The sequence below is a fragment of the Geojedonia litorea genome, assembly GCF_042654525.1.
In the GTDB taxonomy this organism is placed as follows: Bacteria; Bacteroidota; Bacteroidia; order Flavobacteriales; family Flavobacteriaceae; genus Geojedonia; species Geojedonia litorea.
Genome location: NZ_JBHSGP010000004.1, coordinates 272,182 through 289,018, shown reverse-complemented (window position 1 = coordinate 289,018; position 16,837 = coordinate 272,182). Strand labels below are relative to the sequence as shown.

General features: G+C 33.2%; 18 protein-coding genes. 16 read left to right on the top strand and 2 right to left on the bottom strand.

The features are described 5' to 3' along the window. Positions 1-17: 17 nt before the first annotated feature. The 7 genes from ACFO5O_RS01400 to ACFO5O_RS01370 all read left to right on the top strand — a co-directional run bounded on the left by ACFO5O_RS01400 (position 18) and on the right by ACFO5O_RS01370 (position 6,031). Positions 18-911, top strand: coding sequence for a hypothetical protein (locus ACFO5O_RS01400; RefSeq protein WP_387960210.1), 894 nt, complete (start codon positions 18-20; stop codon positions 909-911). Positions 912-997: 86 nt separating this feature from the next. Further along, positions 998-1,528, top strand: a complete 531-nt coding sequence (locus ACFO5O_RS01395) for a GNAT family N-acetyltransferase (protein ID WP_387960208.1) — start codon at positions 998-1,000, stop codon at positions 1,526-1,528. Positions 1,529-1,844: 316 nt separating this feature from the next. Next, positions 1,845-2,555 (top strand): DUF6090 family protein, encoded by a 711-nt coding sequence (locus tag ACFO5O_RS01390; protein ID WP_387960206.1) that lies wholly within the window; start codon positions 1,845-1,847, stop codon positions 2,553-2,555. Positions 2,556-2,774: 219 nt separating this feature from the next. Next, complete coding sequence (locus tag ACFO5O_RS01385) at positions 2,775-3,539, top strand: DUF6090 family protein (RefSeq protein WP_387960204.1); 765 nt, start codon at positions 2,775-2,777, stop codon at positions 3,537-3,539. Between the two features lie 195 nt (positions 3,540-3,734). After that, positions 3,735-4,454, top strand: coding sequence for a DUF6090 family protein (locus tag ACFO5O_RS01380; protein ID WP_387960202.1), 720 nt, complete (start codon positions 3,735-3,737; stop codon positions 4,452-4,454). Between the two features lie 85 nt (positions 4,455-4,539). Then, complete coding sequence (locus tag ACFO5O_RS01375; protein ID WP_387960200.1) at positions 4,540-5,250, top strand: DUF6090 family protein; 711 nt, start codon at positions 4,540-4,542, stop codon at positions 5,248-5,250. Positions 5,251-5,299: 49 nt separating this feature from the next. Beyond that, positions 5,300-6,031: a DUF6090 family protein gene (locus ACFO5O_RS01370; RefSeq protein WP_387960198.1), complete on the top strand. Its 732-nt coding sequence runs from the start codon at positions 5,300-5,302 to the stop codon at positions 6,029-6,031. Between the two features lie 298 nt (positions 6,032-6,329). Here the strand turns inward: ACFO5O_RS01370 and ACFO5O_RS01365 are convergent, their stop codons facing one another. Further along, entirely contained in the window at positions 6,330-6,623 is a 294-nt protein-coding gene (locus tag ACFO5O_RS01365) for a GIY-YIG nuclease family protein (protein ID WP_387960196.1), read from the bottom strand. A 596-nt stretch (positions 6,624-7,219) separates the two neighbouring features. Here ACFO5O_RS01365 and ACFO5O_RS01360 point away from each other — a divergent pair. The 4 genes from ACFO5O_RS01360 to ACFO5O_RS01345 all read left to right on the top strand — a co-directional run bounded on the left by ACFO5O_RS01360 (position 7,220) and on the right by ACFO5O_RS01345 (position 11,449). Further along, on the top strand, positions 7,220-7,936 hold the full coding sequence (locus ACFO5O_RS01360; protein ID WP_387960194.1) for a DUF6090 family protein: 717 nt from the start codon (positions 7,220-7,222) through the stop codon (positions 7,934-7,936). A gap of 312 nt (positions 7,937-8,248) precedes the next feature. Then, entirely contained in the window at positions 8,249-8,680 is a 432-nt protein-coding gene (locus ACFO5O_RS01355; RefSeq protein ID WP_387960192.1) for a hypothetical protein, read from the top strand. A 627-nt stretch (positions 8,681-9,307) separates the two neighbouring features. Next, on the top strand, positions 9,308-10,915 hold the full coding sequence (locus ACFO5O_RS01350) for a tetratricopeptide repeat protein (protein ID WP_387960191.1): 1,608 nt from the start codon (positions 9,308-9,310) through the stop codon (positions 10,913-10,915). Between the two features lie 246 nt (positions 10,916-11,161). Further along, complete coding sequence (locus ACFO5O_RS01345) at positions 11,162-11,449, top strand: helix-turn-helix domain-containing protein (protein WP_387960189.1); 288 nt, start codon at positions 11,162-11,164, stop codon at positions 11,447-11,449. Positions 11,450-11,541: 92 nt separating this feature from the next. On the opposite strand, the gene ACFO5O_RS01340 is transcribed toward ACFO5O_RS01345, so the two are convergent. Next, positions 11,542-12,183, bottom strand: a complete 642-nt coding sequence (locus ACFO5O_RS01340) for a DUF6266 family protein (protein ID WP_387960187.1) — start codon at positions 12,181-12,183, stop codon at positions 11,542-11,544. Positions 12,184-12,654: 471 nt separating this feature from the next. Between ACFO5O_RS01340 and ACFO5O_RS01335 the strand changes: the two genes are divergently transcribed. The 5 genes from ACFO5O_RS01335 to ACFO5O_RS01315 all read left to right on the top strand — a co-directional run bounded on the left by ACFO5O_RS01335 (position 12,655) and on the right by ACFO5O_RS01315 (position 16,818). After that, positions 12,655-13,644 carry a hypothetical protein gene (locus ACFO5O_RS01335; protein WP_387960185.1) on the top strand — a complete coding sequence of 330 codons (990 nt, stop codon included), beginning with the start codon at positions 12,655-12,657 and terminating at the stop codon, positions 13,642-13,644. A gap of 272 nt (positions 13,645-13,916) precedes the next feature. Beyond that, entirely contained in the window at positions 13,917-14,189 is a 273-nt protein-coding gene (locus ACFO5O_RS01330; RefSeq protein WP_387960183.1) for a hypothetical protein, read from the top strand. After that, positions 14,168-14,605 (top strand): hypothetical protein, encoded by a 438-nt coding sequence (locus tag ACFO5O_RS01325; protein WP_387960181.1) that lies wholly within the window; start codon positions 14,168-14,170, stop codon positions 14,603-14,605. The genes ACFO5O_RS01330 and ACFO5O_RS01325 overlap by 22 nt, the downstream gene beginning before the upstream one ends. A gap of 96 nt (positions 14,606-14,701) precedes the next feature. After that, positions 14,702-15,736 (top strand): adenine-specific methyltransferase EcoRI family protein, encoded by a 1,035-nt coding sequence (locus tag ACFO5O_RS01320; RefSeq protein WP_387960179.1) that lies wholly within the window; start codon positions 14,702-14,704, stop codon positions 15,734-15,736. Further along, positions 15,733-16,818, top strand: a complete 1,086-nt coding sequence (locus ACFO5O_RS01315; RefSeq protein WP_387960177.1) for an HNH endonuclease family protein — start codon at positions 15,733-15,735, stop codon at positions 16,816-16,818. Before ACFO5O_RS01320 ends, ACFO5O_RS01315 begins: the two co-directional genes overlap by 4 nt. Positions 16,819-16,837 lie beyond the last annotated feature (19 nt).

Here is a 16,837-nt window from a genome sequence, read left to right as displayed (position 1 = left end):
TACAACCAGAATAGATCATGATGAAAAACATAGTTTTAACAATAACCGCATCTTTCCTAATGGTTTGCCTATCACAAGCTCAAAATAATGGTGATGAATTAATAAAAAACCTTAATACCGATTCCATTTCAGGAAAAGTACCCACATATTTTACGCCAGGGCATAAACAAATTGCTTTAGATTTTCAGAAAACCATAACCAAAGCGATTGAATTCTATGAAAAAAGACAATCTGGGCAATTTAATGTAAAACTAGCAGTATTAGATGCAACACAATGGCCCAAATCTTGGGTTCCTTTTGGCTATGTTTTTTATAGTAACGGATGGATATTTATGAATACTGGGCTTAGTTATGAACAGTTTAAAGCGATTTATGGCATTGAAAGTATAGCTGAACCCCTGGATGCTAAACTAGCAAATGCGAATGTGACTAGCTCTAATATGATGGCATCGTTTTATAAAGTGTATTCCATTCATGAATTGGGGCATTATTTCATGTCCCGATTAACCAACGCTAAATCTCCAGACAAATGGACTGGTGAGTTTGTGGCCACCTACTTCGCATATGATTTCTTTAAGCATTATGATGGGAGTGCCCTCGAAGCATTCAAAATCTTTCATGAAATTGATAGAGCTTATTACCAACCCAAGTATTCAAAAATAGCCGATTTTAATACGATATACATGGGAATGGGGGTTGAGAATTATGTGTGGTATCACAGCAATTTTTATTTTTTAGTTGAGGCCTTATATCATTGCTACGGTGCAGATTTCATTAGCTTTTTTGAAGAAAAATTCCCTAAAAGTTTAAATGAAAATCTGGATACAAATGCTATAATCCAAATTCTTGAAACAAATTGTAAAGACACTGTTCAAAACTGGGTAAAGGAAATGGAGAAAAGAACCGACTAATCGATTGAAATGGCAGCAGCCAACACCGTATAAAATTAATTACCACTAGCCCACTTACAAAAATTATCAATCCTAAAACCAAATTAATGAAAAAAGAGCCGCATAACTATCTCATTCGCAATGCACAAAAGGAAGAGTTTAAACAGGTGGGAGCGCTTTTAGTCAAAGTATATTCTAATCTCCATGGTTTTCCAAAGCTTGACGAACAGCCTAACTATTACAAGATGCTCGAAAATGTTGGCGACCTAACAAACAACCCAACTACAGAAATCATTGTTGCGGTTTCTAAACAAAATCATATTGGCGGAGCAGTGGTTTATTTTAATGATATGAAATCTTATGGCTCTGGTGGTACTGCCACCAAAGAACTCAATGCTTGCGGCTTTAGACTATTAGCTGTTGATGACAGTACAAGGGGTTTGGGATTAGGTAAACAATTAACTCAATATTGCATTAACAAAGGGAAAGAAAGTATGCGTAATACTATGGTCATTCATACCACAAACGCTATGAAACTCGCTTGGGGAATGTATGAGCGCCTAGGTTTTCAAAGAGCAACCGATTTAGATTTTATGCAGGGCGATTTACCCGTATTTGGTTTTAGATTAAAATTGTAATAAATGCTACCGCTAATACCAGCTAAAATACACTGCTTTATTTCTCAACTTAACAACTAACAACCAACACCAAACAATTAACAATGAACAATTATCAATTATCAATTATCAATTGTCAATTACCAATAAACCCCACAAGCACTGTCAGTTCGCTGCACTCCTGTCTATTCGGTTTTTATTTACTAAATTAGGTGCTAAACCACGCAACTACGCATAGCCAAAACCGTTGTACTTCATGATAACCAACCAATAAGCTTCCCGCTTTCTCGGGAAAAAGCATATGATAAAATTCTTTAGACAAATCAGACTAGAACTTATGGAAAAAAACAAAACTGGAAAGTATTTAAAGTATGCAATCGGGGAAATAATACTTGTGGTTATTGGGATAATTATTGCGTTACAGATAAACACCTGGAATGGGGAGAAGAAAGATCGTACATATGAACTTAAAATGCTATCAGAAGTCAAAAGTGCTTTGAAAGATGACTTGAAATATATTGAATTTATGGTTGAAAGAACAAATAGCATAGATTCTATGGTAAATGTCATTTCTGAACAAATTATAAACAAATCAATCTTTGTCGATAGTCTTTATTTAAATGAGGATGGTAACTGGTATGTATTGCAAAATGGTACAGGTTTTAGATATAATTCCGGGCCTTATGAAGCACTCAAATCATCAGGTATTGATAAAATAGCTAATGATAGTTTGCGCCAGAAACTTATCAATTTATACGATCACGAATTTCCATTAACGGAAATAATTGTAACAAAATATAATGATGAGTACTCAAGCCAAATGAAGACTTTGAAATCCTTGTCAGATTATACTACAGTTTCAAAGAACCAAGATCAATATGTTTACAATAAAAAATACCCCAAAGATTTATTTCAAAACCAAGATTTTATAAAATTGATGAATGAGTTTCAATACCGTGCAAAAATCACATTATCAAATTTCGAGTATACCATACCTCAAATTAGAGATATGATAGATCAGATTGAAAACGAATTAAAAAATAAATAACAAAATCACAACACCCTTTATAGTTCATTGCTAGTACTCACCTATTTACAAAAAGCCTCTAACTTACCCTAGACTTCAATTTTTATTTACTAAATTAGGAGTTTAATCAGGACACAAATCGCAGATTCAACGGAGTTAAATTGTAGATTCAGCGCAACTAAACACAATCGCTTCATGATTACCAACCAATAAGCTTCCCGCTTTCTCGGGACAAAGCATATGATTAAATTTTTTAGGCGAATTAGACAAAGATTACTCACTGAAAACAAATTCAGTAAATACTTGCTTTACGCCATTGGAGAAATAGTCCTTGTAGTTATAGGCATTCTTATTGCCTTGCAAATCAACAATTGGAATGAAATCAGAAAAAGCAGAATAGAGGAAACAAAAATTCTTAAAGCCTTACTGGAAGACTTTAGAGAGACACAAACCAATTTAGAGGCTTCATTGGTAGAATATCCAAAAGATTTGAACCACTTAGATACACTAGTTAATTACTTCGGATATGATAAGGGTTTATTAACTCAACAGATGAAACACAAACTCCGAGGTACTGGTTATATAAATACCAAAATAGTTCAAGAAAGATTGATTGGACTACTAAGATCAGAAAGTTTTCAACTAATTTCTAACGATGAATTAAAAAAACTGTTGACTACTTATCCGTCTGCAATCGAAGAATTTAAGCAATCTGAATTAGACGCGAAGAATGTAGTCTTAGAGGTGCATAGACCCTTAATAGCAAAATATATTTCCTATACAGATCTTTTTTTTATAAGGGGAAATCCGGAAAAATATCCCAATATCGAAGAGAGAGCCATAAAATCGGATTACGAAGGCTTATTGAAAGATCGTGACTTTCAAAATGTAATTGTAGATGAAATGTGGCATGTTGGTAAAATGAAAAATGAGGCAGAGAAAATGTTGATGCATACAAAAATAATTGCAGAATTAATTAAGAAAGAACTCATAACGCAAGGCTAACAATATATATAAGCTATGGCTTGGTCTGTCCTTACTTGGAAAATCCTCCCACGCCCAAAAGCGTGGCAGGCCGGATTTTCAGTTTGGTGCGTACTTACAAAGTTAATCGCTAACCCGCGCAACTAATCTTATACTAGACCGTTGTGCTTCATGATAACCAACCAATAAGCTTCCCGCTTTCTCGGGAAAAAGCATATGATAAAATTCTTTAGACAGATTAGACGCGACCTTATGGAGAAAAATAAAACCGGCAAGTATTTTAAATATGCTGTTGGAGAAATTATACTTGTAGTGATTGGAATATTAATCGCACTTCAAATTAATAATTGGAATGAACAAAGAAAATCAACTAAAAAGGAATTAATTCTATTAACAGAATTACAAAGCTCATTAAACTTAAATAGAAAAAAATTGAACAAGCGTTCTTTCAATTTCAAGAACCTTAATTACGAAGGTAAATTACTTGAGGAACATTTGAATAGTAACCTAGCATATAATGACACTTTAAAAAATTATTTTACAATACCTACAGCCGATTATTCTTTCCAAATTTCATATTCAACATATGAAAACCTAAAAAGTCAAGGGTTTGATATTATTAACAATTCTGAATTGAGGTTAAAAATAATTAGGCTACACGACGAAGTATTTTCGTCATTAAATGACCAAGAAATTAAAACTTCTAATTTACTGACAAACAGCATTTCGCCAATTATATTTAAATATTTCAAAACATCGGCTGAAGGTTATGAGCCAAATGACTATCAAAACTTATTGAACTCGGAAGAATATTTGAACGTTTTATCATTGATGACATTTCTAGCTGAAGTTTATGAAATGGATTGCAATAAGTCAATTATAGAAATAGACGAATTATTAACCGATATTGATAAAGAAATAGAAAAGTATAAATAATAACGAAAGCACAACAACATTGTGCTTTATTATGACCAACCGCTAACCAATGATAAAATTCTTTCGAAAAATACGATACGACCTTATGGAAAAAAACAAAACTGGAAAGTATTTTAAATATGCCATTGGTGAGATAGTACTTGTGGTTATCGGAATTTTAATTGCATTATCTATTAATAATTGGAATGAGGATAGGCAAGCCACAAATTTAGCGAAAGAAAACTATCTCAATTTACTTACATCGCTGGAGCAAGACTCAATTACAGTACAAAAAACTATTGAAAGGAATATGATAGGATTGGAATCAATACGCAAAATTATTCCTTTAGAAAAGAACACAGAGCTTTTAGAACTTTCCGGAGAAAATCTTAACAAATATTTGATGGTATTTGGTTATACAGGCCGAAGTTTTATTCCAAAATCAGGAGTTTATAACTTACTTACCTCAAACAATGGTTTTGATTTAATAAAATCCGAAAAAATAAAGTCGTTACTTATTAATCTTTACGATTATCAATATAAAGCTTATGAAGATTTAGATTCCCAAATTGACTACAAATATCATAATCAATTGGGTTCTATAATGAGAGAAAAAATTGGCCTGGTTGTTGATTTTACACCAGAACTATCTATTGCTCAAGGTACAACATCAGAACTTTTTGAAAAACACTACTTTGAATTAGCTTCTGAATCAAGAGATATATATGCAATGTTATCATTTAATATAAATAGCCTCGTTCAAATAAAACAATCAATAAATGAACTGATTCCTTTAATTAGAGATGAGATTAAATAATAACGAAAGCACAACAACATTGTGCTTTATTATGACCAACCGCTAACCAATGATAAAATTCTTTCGAAAAATACGATACGACCTTATGGAAAAAAACAAAACTGGTAAATACTTAAAATATGCTATTGGTGAAATTATTCTTGTTATGATTGGTATTCTTTTGGCTTTACAAGTAAATAATTGGAACAACAATCGAATCGAAAGGAAGAAAGAAACAAATTATATTAAAAATATTAATAAAGAATTTAAACTGAATCGAAAACAATTAGATACAGTTGTTTTTTACCACCGTAAAGTCTCTAATAATGCTACAAAAATCTTGAATTTAATACCGATAGATATAAAAGCAGTTAATAAAGACTCTCTATCCTTTTATATTTCAGAAACTTTTAATCATTATACATTCAACCCACAACAATCTTCAGTTAATTCTTTAACCAACACTTCTTCTTATGAATTAATATCAAATCTTGAATTAAGAGAATTATTGCAAAAATGGGATGAACAAGTTAAAGATTACCAGGAAGAAGAAATACTTTTCAAGGAATATAGTTTTGATAATTATGTGCCCTATTTCAATAATCATATTTCTTTTCTAGCATTTTTAAATAACACTAATATTTTCGATTATAATAATGTTGACTATACCTTTTTAAATAGTTTGGAATTCGAGAATGCAATTGCTTTGAGAAAAGAACTAGTTAATGATATCATACTTAAAAGCGAGTTAAAGGAAATTAATAATACAATTGACCGAATTATTGAATTAACATCTGAATAAGAAAAAATTAAAATAACTAAAGCACCAAACACCAAACAATTAACAATTATCAATTATCAATAAACCCCAACCACCACAAGCACTGTCAGTTCGAGTGTACCGCCAAAGGCGGGATGTATCGAGAACTTGTACGAAACATATCAAAAAAACTTTGATGAAAACTTCTCGATACACTTTTGCTGCGCAAAACCACTCGAAGTGACAAACACCAAACAATTATCAATTATCAATTATCAATAAACATCACAATCACTGTCAGTTCGAGTGTACCGCCAAGGGCGGGATGTATCGAGAACTGCTATCTTTTAAAATCCTTTTTGACTAGTAAGGGTAGTCTATCAAACTCCTTGTTTATCAATGCTTCTTTTTTGGCTCTAGACCACTTTTTAATTTGTTTTTCAACATCAATTGCCATTTCTACATTCGTAAAATCTGTATAATATACTAACTCAACTGGGAGTCTTGCATAGGTATAGCTATCCTTATATTTTCCCGATTGATGCTCCATTACTCTCTTGGTAAGATCTGATGTCATACCTGTGTAATAGGTAGTATCTGCGCATTTAAGTATATAAACATAATATATTTTCATAAGTTAAATATAGACATCTCGATACAATTTTGCTACGCAAAATCACTCGATGTGACAAACATCACAAACACTGTCAGTTCGAGTGTACCGCCAAGGGCGGGATGTATCGAGAACTTGTACGAAACATATCAAAAAAACTATTAGAAAAACTTCTCGATACACTTTTGCTGCGCAAAACCACTCGATGTGACAAACATCACAAGCACTGTCAGTTCGAGTGTACCGCCAAGGGCGGGATGAATCGAGAACTTGTACGAAACATATCAAAAAAACTATTAGAAAAACTTCTCGATACACTTTTGCTGCGCAAAACCACTCGAAGTGACAAACACCATCTAAAATACACTGCTTTACTCCTCAACTTAACAACTTAACACCAAACAACCAACACCAAACAATTATCAATTATCAATTGTCAATTATCAATTGTCAATTATCAATAAACACTCCCCTTCCCTATAAAATACGTATACTTACGTATGCCAGCGTATTAAAAAATGATTTACATTTACTTTAGGTGACTCAAGGCTGTTATAGCCCAGTTTTTTTGAGCATATAAGTAGTTGTACTCCATTATGTAAAAACCAAGATCAACAATGATAAAATTCTTTCGTCACATACGTCAAACCTTAATTATGGAAAACAAAACCTCTAAATACTTAAAATACGCCATAGGCGAAATTATACTTGTGGTTATCGGAATTTTAATAGCCTTATCGATTAATAATTGGAATGAAGCGAGAAAAGATAGACAAAAAGAACAATTGTTTTTGCATAAATTAAGTTCAAACTTAAATGAGGACATTACTTCATTAAAAAATATTTTGCATTCCGACAGTTTATTAATTCATGACCTAACAAGTCTATCACAAGAAATTCTGACTGTTAAACACACGAGAGAATTGACTTTTAAAAATAATGCTAGGTATAAATATTTTAAGTTTTCGGCAAATACGTCATTATATGATAATATGATTGCAACTGGGCAAATAGGATTGTTTAGAAATGATACTATTTTTGATGCCTTGACTAATTATTATAAAAGGGCAACCCAAATGAATAATGGAATTGATGAGTCATTAAAAAACTACTCAAGAGAAATTGAATCGTTTTACTTGAGATTTGACCATGTTAAAAATAACATAGAGTTACCTAAAAAGACTATCGATGATTATAAAAATGAACCATTTGTTTTAAACTCGCTTCATGGAAAGAATGGACTATTAACTTTTCAAATAAGAAATTACACTGCTCTTTTGACTGAATGCAAATCACTTTTGAAAGTAGTGCAATCAGAAATTGATAAAAAATAACAAAAGCACCAAACAATTAACAATAAGCAATAAGCAATAGGCATTAAGCAATAAGCCATAAGCACCAACAACCAACAGCCAACAGCCAACAACTAACAATTATCAATTGCCAATTGTCAATTATCAATTAAAACCAACTACCACAAGCACAGTCTGTTCGCTGCACTCCTGCTCATTAGGTTTTTATTTACTAAATTAGTTACTTAACCGCGTAACGAAACGTAGATTCAGCGCAGTTAAATCGAAGATTCAGCGAAGCTAAACACTTTGGCAGTAATTTAAACAGAACACTAACCATTTAAACAAAATACAATGAAAACAAATCAACAACTAATTACACCAATGAAATTACTCGTATTGGTTTTAACTTTTGCTATTTTTCCTAACTTATCTTTTTCTCAAGACAATTCTGATTCCCAAAATAAAGAACTCTTGAATATTGGCTTCGTATTGTATACAGAAAGCAATACACCTGGAACATTATTTGCAAGATGGAATTATGGCAATGCTTATAGTGGCCCTGGAATTGCAACAGGAGGACCAAAGGAAAGCGGATATGTTGGGAATTATCACGTACGTTACTTTTTTGAAAATGGAGATTTTTCAGATGAATATGACCTTGTAATTGAAAAAAAAGGGAGCTTTTACGATGTTTCTTGGCTAATTAAAGGTAAGGTCGCTGCTAAAGGTGTTGGAATGGAAGTGGAAAATGGATTAGCAGTGGGATGGCGCAGAGTTGATTAAAGTAGTAAAGTGTTTTGATTTTTAAAATAAAAACTACTGCCAGCACCGTGGTATCATTAATCACGGGCATAGGCAACCACCCCTCAACTGCGCTCGGGACACTCGAACACCAAACAATAAGCAATAAGCAATAGGCAATAAGCAATAGGCAATAAGCAATAAGCAATAGGCAATAAGCAATAAGCAATAAGCAATAAGCAATAAGCAATAAGCAATAGGCAATAAGCAATAGGCAATAAGCAATAGGCAATAAGCAATAGGCAATAAGCAATAGGCAATAAGCAATTAACAATAAGCAATAGGCAATAAGCAATAAGCAATTAACAATAAGCAATAAGCAATAAGCCATAAGCACCAACAACCAACAACCAACAACTAACAATTATCAATTATCAATTATCAATTATCAATTATCAATTATCAATTGTCAATTGTCAATTAACACCCCCTTCCCTATAAAATACGTAGACTTACGTATGCCAGCGTATTAAAAAATGATTTACATTTACTTTAGGTGACTCAAGGCTGTTGTATGGCAGTTTTTGGGAGTACATCACTAGTATGAGCAAGTTTAGCACATTATCAAACAGAAAATAAATAGACCATAAAATTTAACAAGCTGAAAATATGAAAAAAACATTTTTAATTGCATTAACATTACTTACAAATTTTGTCTTTGCACAAATTCAATTGAGCGATTATTACGATGCCAGCTCTACTAATAGACAAGAATTTTCATATCATATAGTGGTGAGAATCCATAAAACAACTGGTGCAACTCAATTTGACACCCGTTATACCGCAACACTAGTACAAGCATCTCCAGATGCTAAAGGATTCTACAATGCATATGGTGACAAAAAATACTATTCCTGTTCACAATTGGGTGATGTTTGTAAACCAAACAACTTACATTTAATAAGTATTCGAGTATCATATACTTGTAATGGACAACAAAAAGCTAATGTAGTTACTTTTAGAAATTTAAATGATGTACAACAAATGAATGTTGCAGTTGGAGCAGGTGGTGAATTTTGCGAAGCAAAAGATTTTAGCATGAAAGTTATGGGAGCTGCTTTAGAACCCATGCATTTAGGACAAATAATGAATAAAATAAATCAAATTGGCACAACCAAGACTACTCAAAACATTTCTAACAATTACAATCCAACAACTCAAACCATTTCTAACAATTACAATCCAACAACTCAAACCAATTCCAAAGACACGCCATCTACAGAGTCAAAAAGCTACGAATTAAAATTATCAGATATTGGAATTCCTGAAACCAATGCTTCTACAACAAGTGTATACCAAAAAAACTATGAAACCGGGCAACAGTTGAGCGAATTAGCCAATAACATCATTGACCTATTTACGCCCTCTCCTGCAGAAATTCAAAGAAGAGAAGCAGCAGCAGCAGAATATGCCCGACAAAAAAAAATAGCAGAAGATCTATATTGGGAAAAAAGAATATTAGATGATAGAAACCGTTTTGACCTATTATACCTTCCCTTAATGGACTCAGCAATAAAAGGAAACGAAAATGCGAGAATGATATTATATTTTGCAAGTAGTGCATTATTCTCAACAGTGAAGGTGCCAGAAAGGCAACAATGGTTTAATGAAGCATACAATAATAAAAATCCAGATGCCTATATGGAAGTTGCACAAGAAAAAAAGGAGGACGCTAATTGGATTTTATACGCACAAAATGCCGCAAATGTGGGTAGCGTTGATGCCATGTTACGTTTAGCAGATTGGTATGACAGAAATAAAAAAGTAATAGTATCAGGAATTACTTTTACTGGAGGAGACGATGCTAAATTGGCATTAGAATGGTATACAAAAGCTGCAGAAAACGGAAGCCCAAATGCCATGTATTATTTAGGTATGATTTATAAATATGGACAAACCCCATCAACAGATAATGGTTATGGGTTTTTGAAAAAAGTATTTGTAAAACATAACGTGGTGATTGATGAAAAAAAGGCCTTAGAATGGTTTGAAAAAAGCATACAACCAAATTATCCCATTTCGCTATTTGCAACTAGGTGGAGAACAATCACTGCAAATTATGTAGATTTAAGTTCTTATTTTAATAAAGAATCATACAAAGAACTCGCTTTAATTTATAAAAAAGGAGGAATAGTACCTAAAGATAAAGAAAAAGCTAAAGAATTAATGGGTCTTTACGAGAGCTACGGTTCACATTATGCTAAATATAAATTTTAAAATCATATAAACCAGCCCGTAACATTGGCTATAAGTAATGGCGCTGTTCTCACTATACTTCTCGATACATCCCGCCCTTGGCGGGACACTCGAAGTAACAAACACCAAACAATTAACAATTGTCTATTGTCTATTGTCTATTGTCAATTATCAATTATCAATTATCAATTATCAATTATAGACAACCTTACTCTCATTTAAATTAGTCATTCAATCCTTCTAAAAGTCTAGCATTTGAAGAAACGTTTGCCTCCCCGTCCCCCTCAAATCATTAGTTTGCCCAACCCAGCATTAGGCATTACCATCGACCCTAATATGGCCAATCTAGAAGAATGGTACACTACCGAAGATGTCATGCGGCATTTAAAGATGAGCCGCAGTACTGTGTACCGTTTACGTCGCAAACGCGAATTGCCCGCCTACAAACTGGGCAATATTATCGTGTTTCCAAAACACTTTATCAATACCATGCTGCTCCAAAGAGCAACGCTCAACCTTAAGCAGCAGCACAGGCCTAATCCCGATAGCCCCTAAACCAATGGCTATGGCCTAAAAACACAATTGCCAGTGCTAGAGTTTTTTATGACGCTAGTACTGGCAATACATAAAGTGCCTTGGCTACTACCCTAGGTTACAACAAGGGCACCCAGATAGCTACTAATGGCTGCCTCTTTGGAGTTGGCCGTACTAAAGGTGGCCCACACCTGCACCTCAAAGCCAGCCATAAAAGCCGGCAAGGGCAGGTTCACAGCCGCCTCTTCGCGGGTGCCTGCGGGATCAAACACCTGATACAAATTAGGTTCAGGTGCATACACCACCACAATAAGCTTGTCGAGGGGATTCGCATTACCCTGCCCACTGTTGTCGTTCCACTCCAGCTCTAAAATCTGCCCAGCGGCGGCGGTAATACTTGGGTTGTTGAGTCCGCGTAGGTCACCCTTACTAATAAGCACTTTGGGATAATCGATTGTAAAGCCATCAGGCGTAGCAATGAGCGCCTCCTTTAAGTGGTAGGAGGTGGCCAGGTTGTAGCGGCTCTTGTCGCCCTGGGGTTTTCCAAAATACTGGCTCTCCACAGCCTTGATGGGGTTTAAAAATGCAATCACGGCGCTAAAGCGTTCGCGTTGCTCTAATTGGTCCTGTGTAGGATTGTAGTTACCACGTTGGGGTAAGCTGCGCATCACATTGCGACCTCTCCAGCGTGCGCCAACCACGTTGCCTACTTTTCCGGAAAAGCCTCCTAGGATGCCTTTTTCAAATGTTGCCATAAAATATGAATTTGGTGTTAAACAGGACTAAAGTAGTCTAGCCCCGCCACGCCTGCAATAGCCTGACCCACCGTGACCGAGATTGACCGAGTTTGACACACCGTGACCTATGCTGACACACCCTGACACACGCTGACCTATGCTGACACACCCTGACACACGCTGACCGAGTTTGACCTACGCTGACCGCTATTGACACACTTAGGGCATTTTTGAGGGGTTTTGTTCGGGTGTTGTTCGAGGATTGTTCGAGAAACGCTTTGGCTTATTTTTTAAAAATTCGATTTTTTAGGAGAAGTCTCGAACAAAGCCAAAAGTAAGTCCTGCTTGATGCTGTTTAAAATACGTAGAACTACGTATAGCATCGAAAACAAAAAAAGTTTACATTTACTTTTAGCTGACTCAATGCTGTTATAAAGCAGTATTTGGATGTTTATAACGAGTTATGTAACATTTACCCAAACCAACTAAATGAATTACACAAGAGAAAAATTACAGTCAATTAATGCCCAAAGTGGAAAACCTACGGATTTTGACGAAATTGTTCAAACTCTTGCTGACAGAGTATTTGCAAATAAAGAAATTAGTTTAGCGGAACAACAGTTTGTTTGTGGAATTGTAGAGAGTCTTCGAAATGCTAAAGGAGAAAAAGACTTAAATATTCACGATTATATTTCTTGTAAAGATTATGTTTTCAGAAATAGATATTTACTTTACTTCAACGACTTAAACGGAAACAAAAAAGTATACAACTTCAATGGAGAAATCCCAATTGAAAGAAAACGTGTTGATGTAGCATTTTTACAAAAAGAATACGATGAATGGAATTTATTTATAAGTGACAAATTAAACGGAAGTGAATTAATCAATTACGTTTCTCAAGAAACAAAATATCAAATAAAAGAATTAGACAAATATTGTGAAAGATTACAAATCGGAAGCAATCGAAAAGAATATTTAAAAAAGTCATTAGTTCTTCACGGAAAATATATTTATCTTTTAGTAAAAGAATTTTATCAAGAATTAGGGAAAGAAGAAGAAACGACTGAACTAAATGGCGAAAAAATATTAATTGATGGATTTACTTATGTTCATACAATGTTCAGGCACTTTTCGGAACAAATAAAAGAACATCAAGCTGACAAATCCTATCATTTTGATGAAAACGTTGGATTTAAGAGTATTCCCAATTTTTTACTAAATGCAATTGAGTGTTATAAAAAATTACCTGAAAGCAATACATTTAATAACAGAAGTTTGAACATTATATTTAATGGGAAAATTTATGCTATCTGGTTCAGACCGTTTACAAAATACTTAAAAGGGAATAAGCGAATAGACTATTTCAGAGTACAAACATTTTATCCAGTCGAAAATAAAGCAGATTTGGACAAACTAAAAGACTATAAAGAGATTAATACTAATTGCGGATTTAAATATCTGATAAAAAACGTTACATAACAATGGCTATAAGTAATTGCTTGTTTTCGCCTATATGTACTTGTAACGTTTAATGCTAAACCACGCAACTACGCATGGCCAAAACCATAATGAAATACGTAGAACTACGTATACTATTGTAAACAAAAAAAGTTTATTTTTACTATTGTTCAAAATACAGATATATTTATATACAAACTTAAGATATGTGATACTTTATTTATAAACGGTATATAACTAGTAGTAACACATTCTGAGCATAAATTATAATCAAAGAAAAGGAAATACATTATATGAACACATACATAGTCACATTTGAGGTAAATGACTTAACTCGACTAAATAAGATAAAGAAATATATTCGAGAGAAAAGTAACGGAATTTGTCCAATACATTCGAATGCCACTGCTATTAGAAGTGAAAAAAAAGCATCTGAAATTAGAGATGAAATTATTCAGATGACAACAGCAGAAGACAGAATTTTTGTAATACGCTCTGGAACCGAAGCGGCCTGGAAAAATTCTTACGGAAAAGAAAATAACGAATGGCTAAAAAAACACCTATGAATTCGCAAAACAACAATGTTGGTGATAAGCCATTGCGTGTTCGAAGAGGACGCGTCGATTCAGTAGACTTATACGAAGTAAAGGAGCATGAACTAGAAATATTGGAAAATGGAGATACAAATAGTATTTATTTAAATTTTGCAATTTTTCTTTTATCTTCTGCAGTATCTTGCGTTTTAGCAATTTCAACTGCAAAATTCGTTTCAGAATTAATTCAAAATTGCTTTCTTTTCGTTACTATAATTGGATTTATAGGTGGACTTTTCTTGTTAATACTTTGGTGGAGAGGTAGAAAATCAATAAAAACAATTGTTAGTAGAATTAAAAATAGAATACCACCTGAATTTATTGAACAAGAAAAAGCAAATGATGTGCCTGAAAGTGTAACAATACCTGAAGATCTAAAACCGAAATAAATTCATGATACAGCGATTTATTATGCCTATAACCGCATTGCACCATTTAAAGTAGAAACCTAAAAGAAAAATCTTAAACATCGAAAATCAAAATTAATGTCTAACAACAAAGTCCCAAACAAAAGTTTACATAAAGCTAAAAAGTCAAAAATGGATGAGTTTTACACTCAACTATCTGACATAGAAAAGGAATTAAAACATTATAAAAATCACTTTAAAGACAAGGTAGTTTATTGCAACTGCGATGACCCAAGAGTGAGTAACTTCTTTCACTATTTTTCCTATAATTTCGAAAAACTTGGACTTAAAAGACTCATAACAACCTGCTACAAAAATCAAAATAGTGATTTATTCAGTCAAAACGACTCTGAACAAGCAATTATGCTTGAATATAATGGAGATAAAAATGGAAACAATATTCCGGATGTAGATGAAATAGGAGTAGTTGAATTAAAAGGAGATGGCGATTTTAGAAGTAAAGAAAGTATTGAATTGCTTAAACAAGCTGATATTGTAGTAACTAATCCACCATTTTCACTTTTTAGAGAATACTTAACTCAGTTAATGGAATATAAAAAACACTTTGTACTAATTGGTAATAAAAACGCCATTACTTATAAAGAAATATTCAGATTGATAAAGGAGAATAATATGTGGGTTGGTAATACACCAATGAGTACTGATATGTTATTTGACGTACCAGAAGACTTTGCTAAAGAATTAGTAACCACGAAAAAACAAGGTAGTGGTTACAAAATTGTTGATGGTGTTGTAAAAGGCAGAGCACAGGCTGTATGGTTTACTAATATGGATATTGCAAAAAGACACGAAGATTTAATTCTATTTAAATCCTACAAGCCCGAAGAATATTCAACATATGACAATTATGATGCAATAAATGTAGATAAAACAAAAGAAATTCCTTTTGATTATAAAGATGTTATGGGTGTACCTATCACATTTATTGATAAATATAATCCAGAACAATTTGATATTTTAGGTATGTCAGCGTCTGCAGGATATGATGAAGAAATAGTAGGAATTCCGTTTTTGGGAGATAAAGATGCCAGACCACTTATAAATGGTAAAAATATTTATGCAAGAGTTTTTATAAAGAACAAAAGACTATGAACATTGAACTAAAGAAAATAACTGTTAAAGAATTAACTGAAGATTATGAAGACAACGAAGAAAATGGAGTTCTTGGTTATGGTGGTAAACTTGACATAAGGCCACCTTATCAGCGTGAATTTGTATATGGTGACAATGAAAGAGATGCTGTCATTGATACTTTAAGAAAAGATTTCCCTTTAAATGTAATGTATTGGGCAGTTCGTAAAGACGGAAATTATGAGGTTATTGACGGGCAACAAAGAACAATTTCCATTTGCCAATATGTTAATGGTGATTTTGCATATTTGTTTAAATATTTCCATAATCTACAGCAGGACGAAAAAGAGCAAATATTAAACTATGAATTAATGGTTTATATATGTAGTGGTGAAGATAGTGAAAAGCTAAAATGGTTTGAAACTATAAATATTGCTGGTAAGGAACTAACAAAGCAAGAATTAAAAAACGCCGTATATTCAGGTTCTTGGGTCACAGATGCTAAAAGATATTTTAGTAGAAATGGAAATCCCGCACAAGCCATAGGCAGTGATTATTTAAATGGCAAAGCCAATAGGCAAGACTATTTAGAAACTGCTATTAAATGGATATCAAATGGAAATATTGACGTCTATATGGCAAATCATCAACACGACCCAAACGCATTAGCATTATGGCAATATTTTCAAAGTGTCATTACTTGGGTTCAGGGTACTTTTGTAAAAAAACGTACAAAATTCATGAAAGGTGTAGATTGGGGAAGTTTATACAATGAATTTAAAGATGAAGTTTTTGACACACAAGCAATAGAAAATGAAACTGCTAATTTAATTGCTGATGACGATGTTGAAAGAAAAAAAGGAATTTATCCTTACATTTTAACAAGAGACGAGAGATATTTAGGCATTAGAACGTTTACGGATTCTATGAAACAAAAAGTGTATGAAAAACAAAAAGGAATTTGTCTTATTTGTAAAAACCATTTTGATATTTCCGAAATGGAAGGAGATCATATTACACCTTGGCATGAAGGAGGCAAAACCATTGAGGAAAATTGCCAAATGTTATGTAAAGACGATAATAGAAGAAAAAGTGGAAAATAAAAAAACAAAACATATACCT

Bases quoted from the DNA above. Each gene is read 5' to 3' on its own strand.
- ACFO5O_RS01400 (WP_387960210.1), top strand. From the start codon at position 18: ATGATGAAAAACATAGTTTTAACAATAACCGCATCTTTCCTAATGGTT.
- ACFO5O_RS01395 (WP_387960208.1), top strand. From the start codon at position 998: ATGAAAAAAGAGCCGCATAACTATCTCATTCGCAATGCACAAAAGGAA.
- ACFO5O_RS01390 (WP_387960206.1), top strand. From the start codon at position 1,845: ATGGAAAAAAACAAAACTGGAAAGTATTTAAAGTATGCAATCGGGGAA.
- ACFO5O_RS01385 (WP_387960204.1), top strand. From the start codon at position 2,775: ATGATTAAATTTTTTAGGCGAATTAGACAAAGATTACTCACTGAAAAC.
- ACFO5O_RS01380 (WP_387960202.1), top strand. From the start codon at position 3,735: ATGATAAAATTCTTTAGACAGATTAGACGCGACCTTATGGAGAAAAAT.
- ACFO5O_RS01375 (WP_387960200.1), top strand. From the start codon at position 4,540: ATGGAAAAAAACAAAACTGGAAAGTATTTTAAATATGCCATTGGTGAG.
- ACFO5O_RS01370 (WP_387960198.1), top strand. From the start codon at position 5,300: ATGATAAAATTCTTTCGAAAAATACGATACGACCTTATGGAAAAAAAC.
- ACFO5O_RS01365 (WP_387960196.1), bottom strand. From the start codon at position 6,623: ATGAAAATATATTATGTTTATATACTTAAATGCGCAGATACTACCTAT.
- ACFO5O_RS01360 (WP_387960194.1), top strand. From the start codon at position 7,220: ATGATAAAATTCTTTCGTCACATACGTCAAACCTTAATTATGGAAAAC.
- ACFO5O_RS01355 (WP_387960192.1), top strand. From the start codon at position 8,249: ATGAAAACAAATCAACAACTAATTACACCAATGAAATTACTCGTATTG.
- ACFO5O_RS01350 (WP_387960191.1), top strand. From the start codon at position 9,308: ATGAAAAAAACATTTTTAATTGCATTAACATTACTTACAAATTTTGTC.
- ACFO5O_RS01340 (WP_387960187.1), bottom strand. From the start codon at position 12,183: ATGGCAACATTTGAAAAAGGCATCCTAGGAGGCTTTTCCGGAAAAGTA.
- ACFO5O_RS01335 (WP_387960185.1), top strand. From the start codon at position 12,655: ATGAATTACACAAGAGAAAAATTACAGTCAATTAATGCCCAAAGTGGA.
- ACFO5O_RS01330 (WP_387960183.1), top strand. From the start codon at position 13,917: ATGAACACATACATAGTCACATTTGAGGTAAATGACTTAACTCGACTA.
- ACFO5O_RS01325 (WP_387960181.1), top strand. From the start codon at position 14,168: ATGGCTAAAAAAACACCTATGAATTCGCAAAACAACAATGTTGGTGAT.
- ACFO5O_RS01320 (WP_387960179.1), top strand. From the start codon at position 14,702: ATGTCTAACAACAAAGTCCCAAACAAAAGTTTACATAAAGCTAAAAAG.
- ACFO5O_RS01315 (WP_387960177.1), top strand. From the start codon at position 15,733: ATGAACATTGAACTAAAGAAAATAACTGTTAAAGAATTAACTGAAGAT.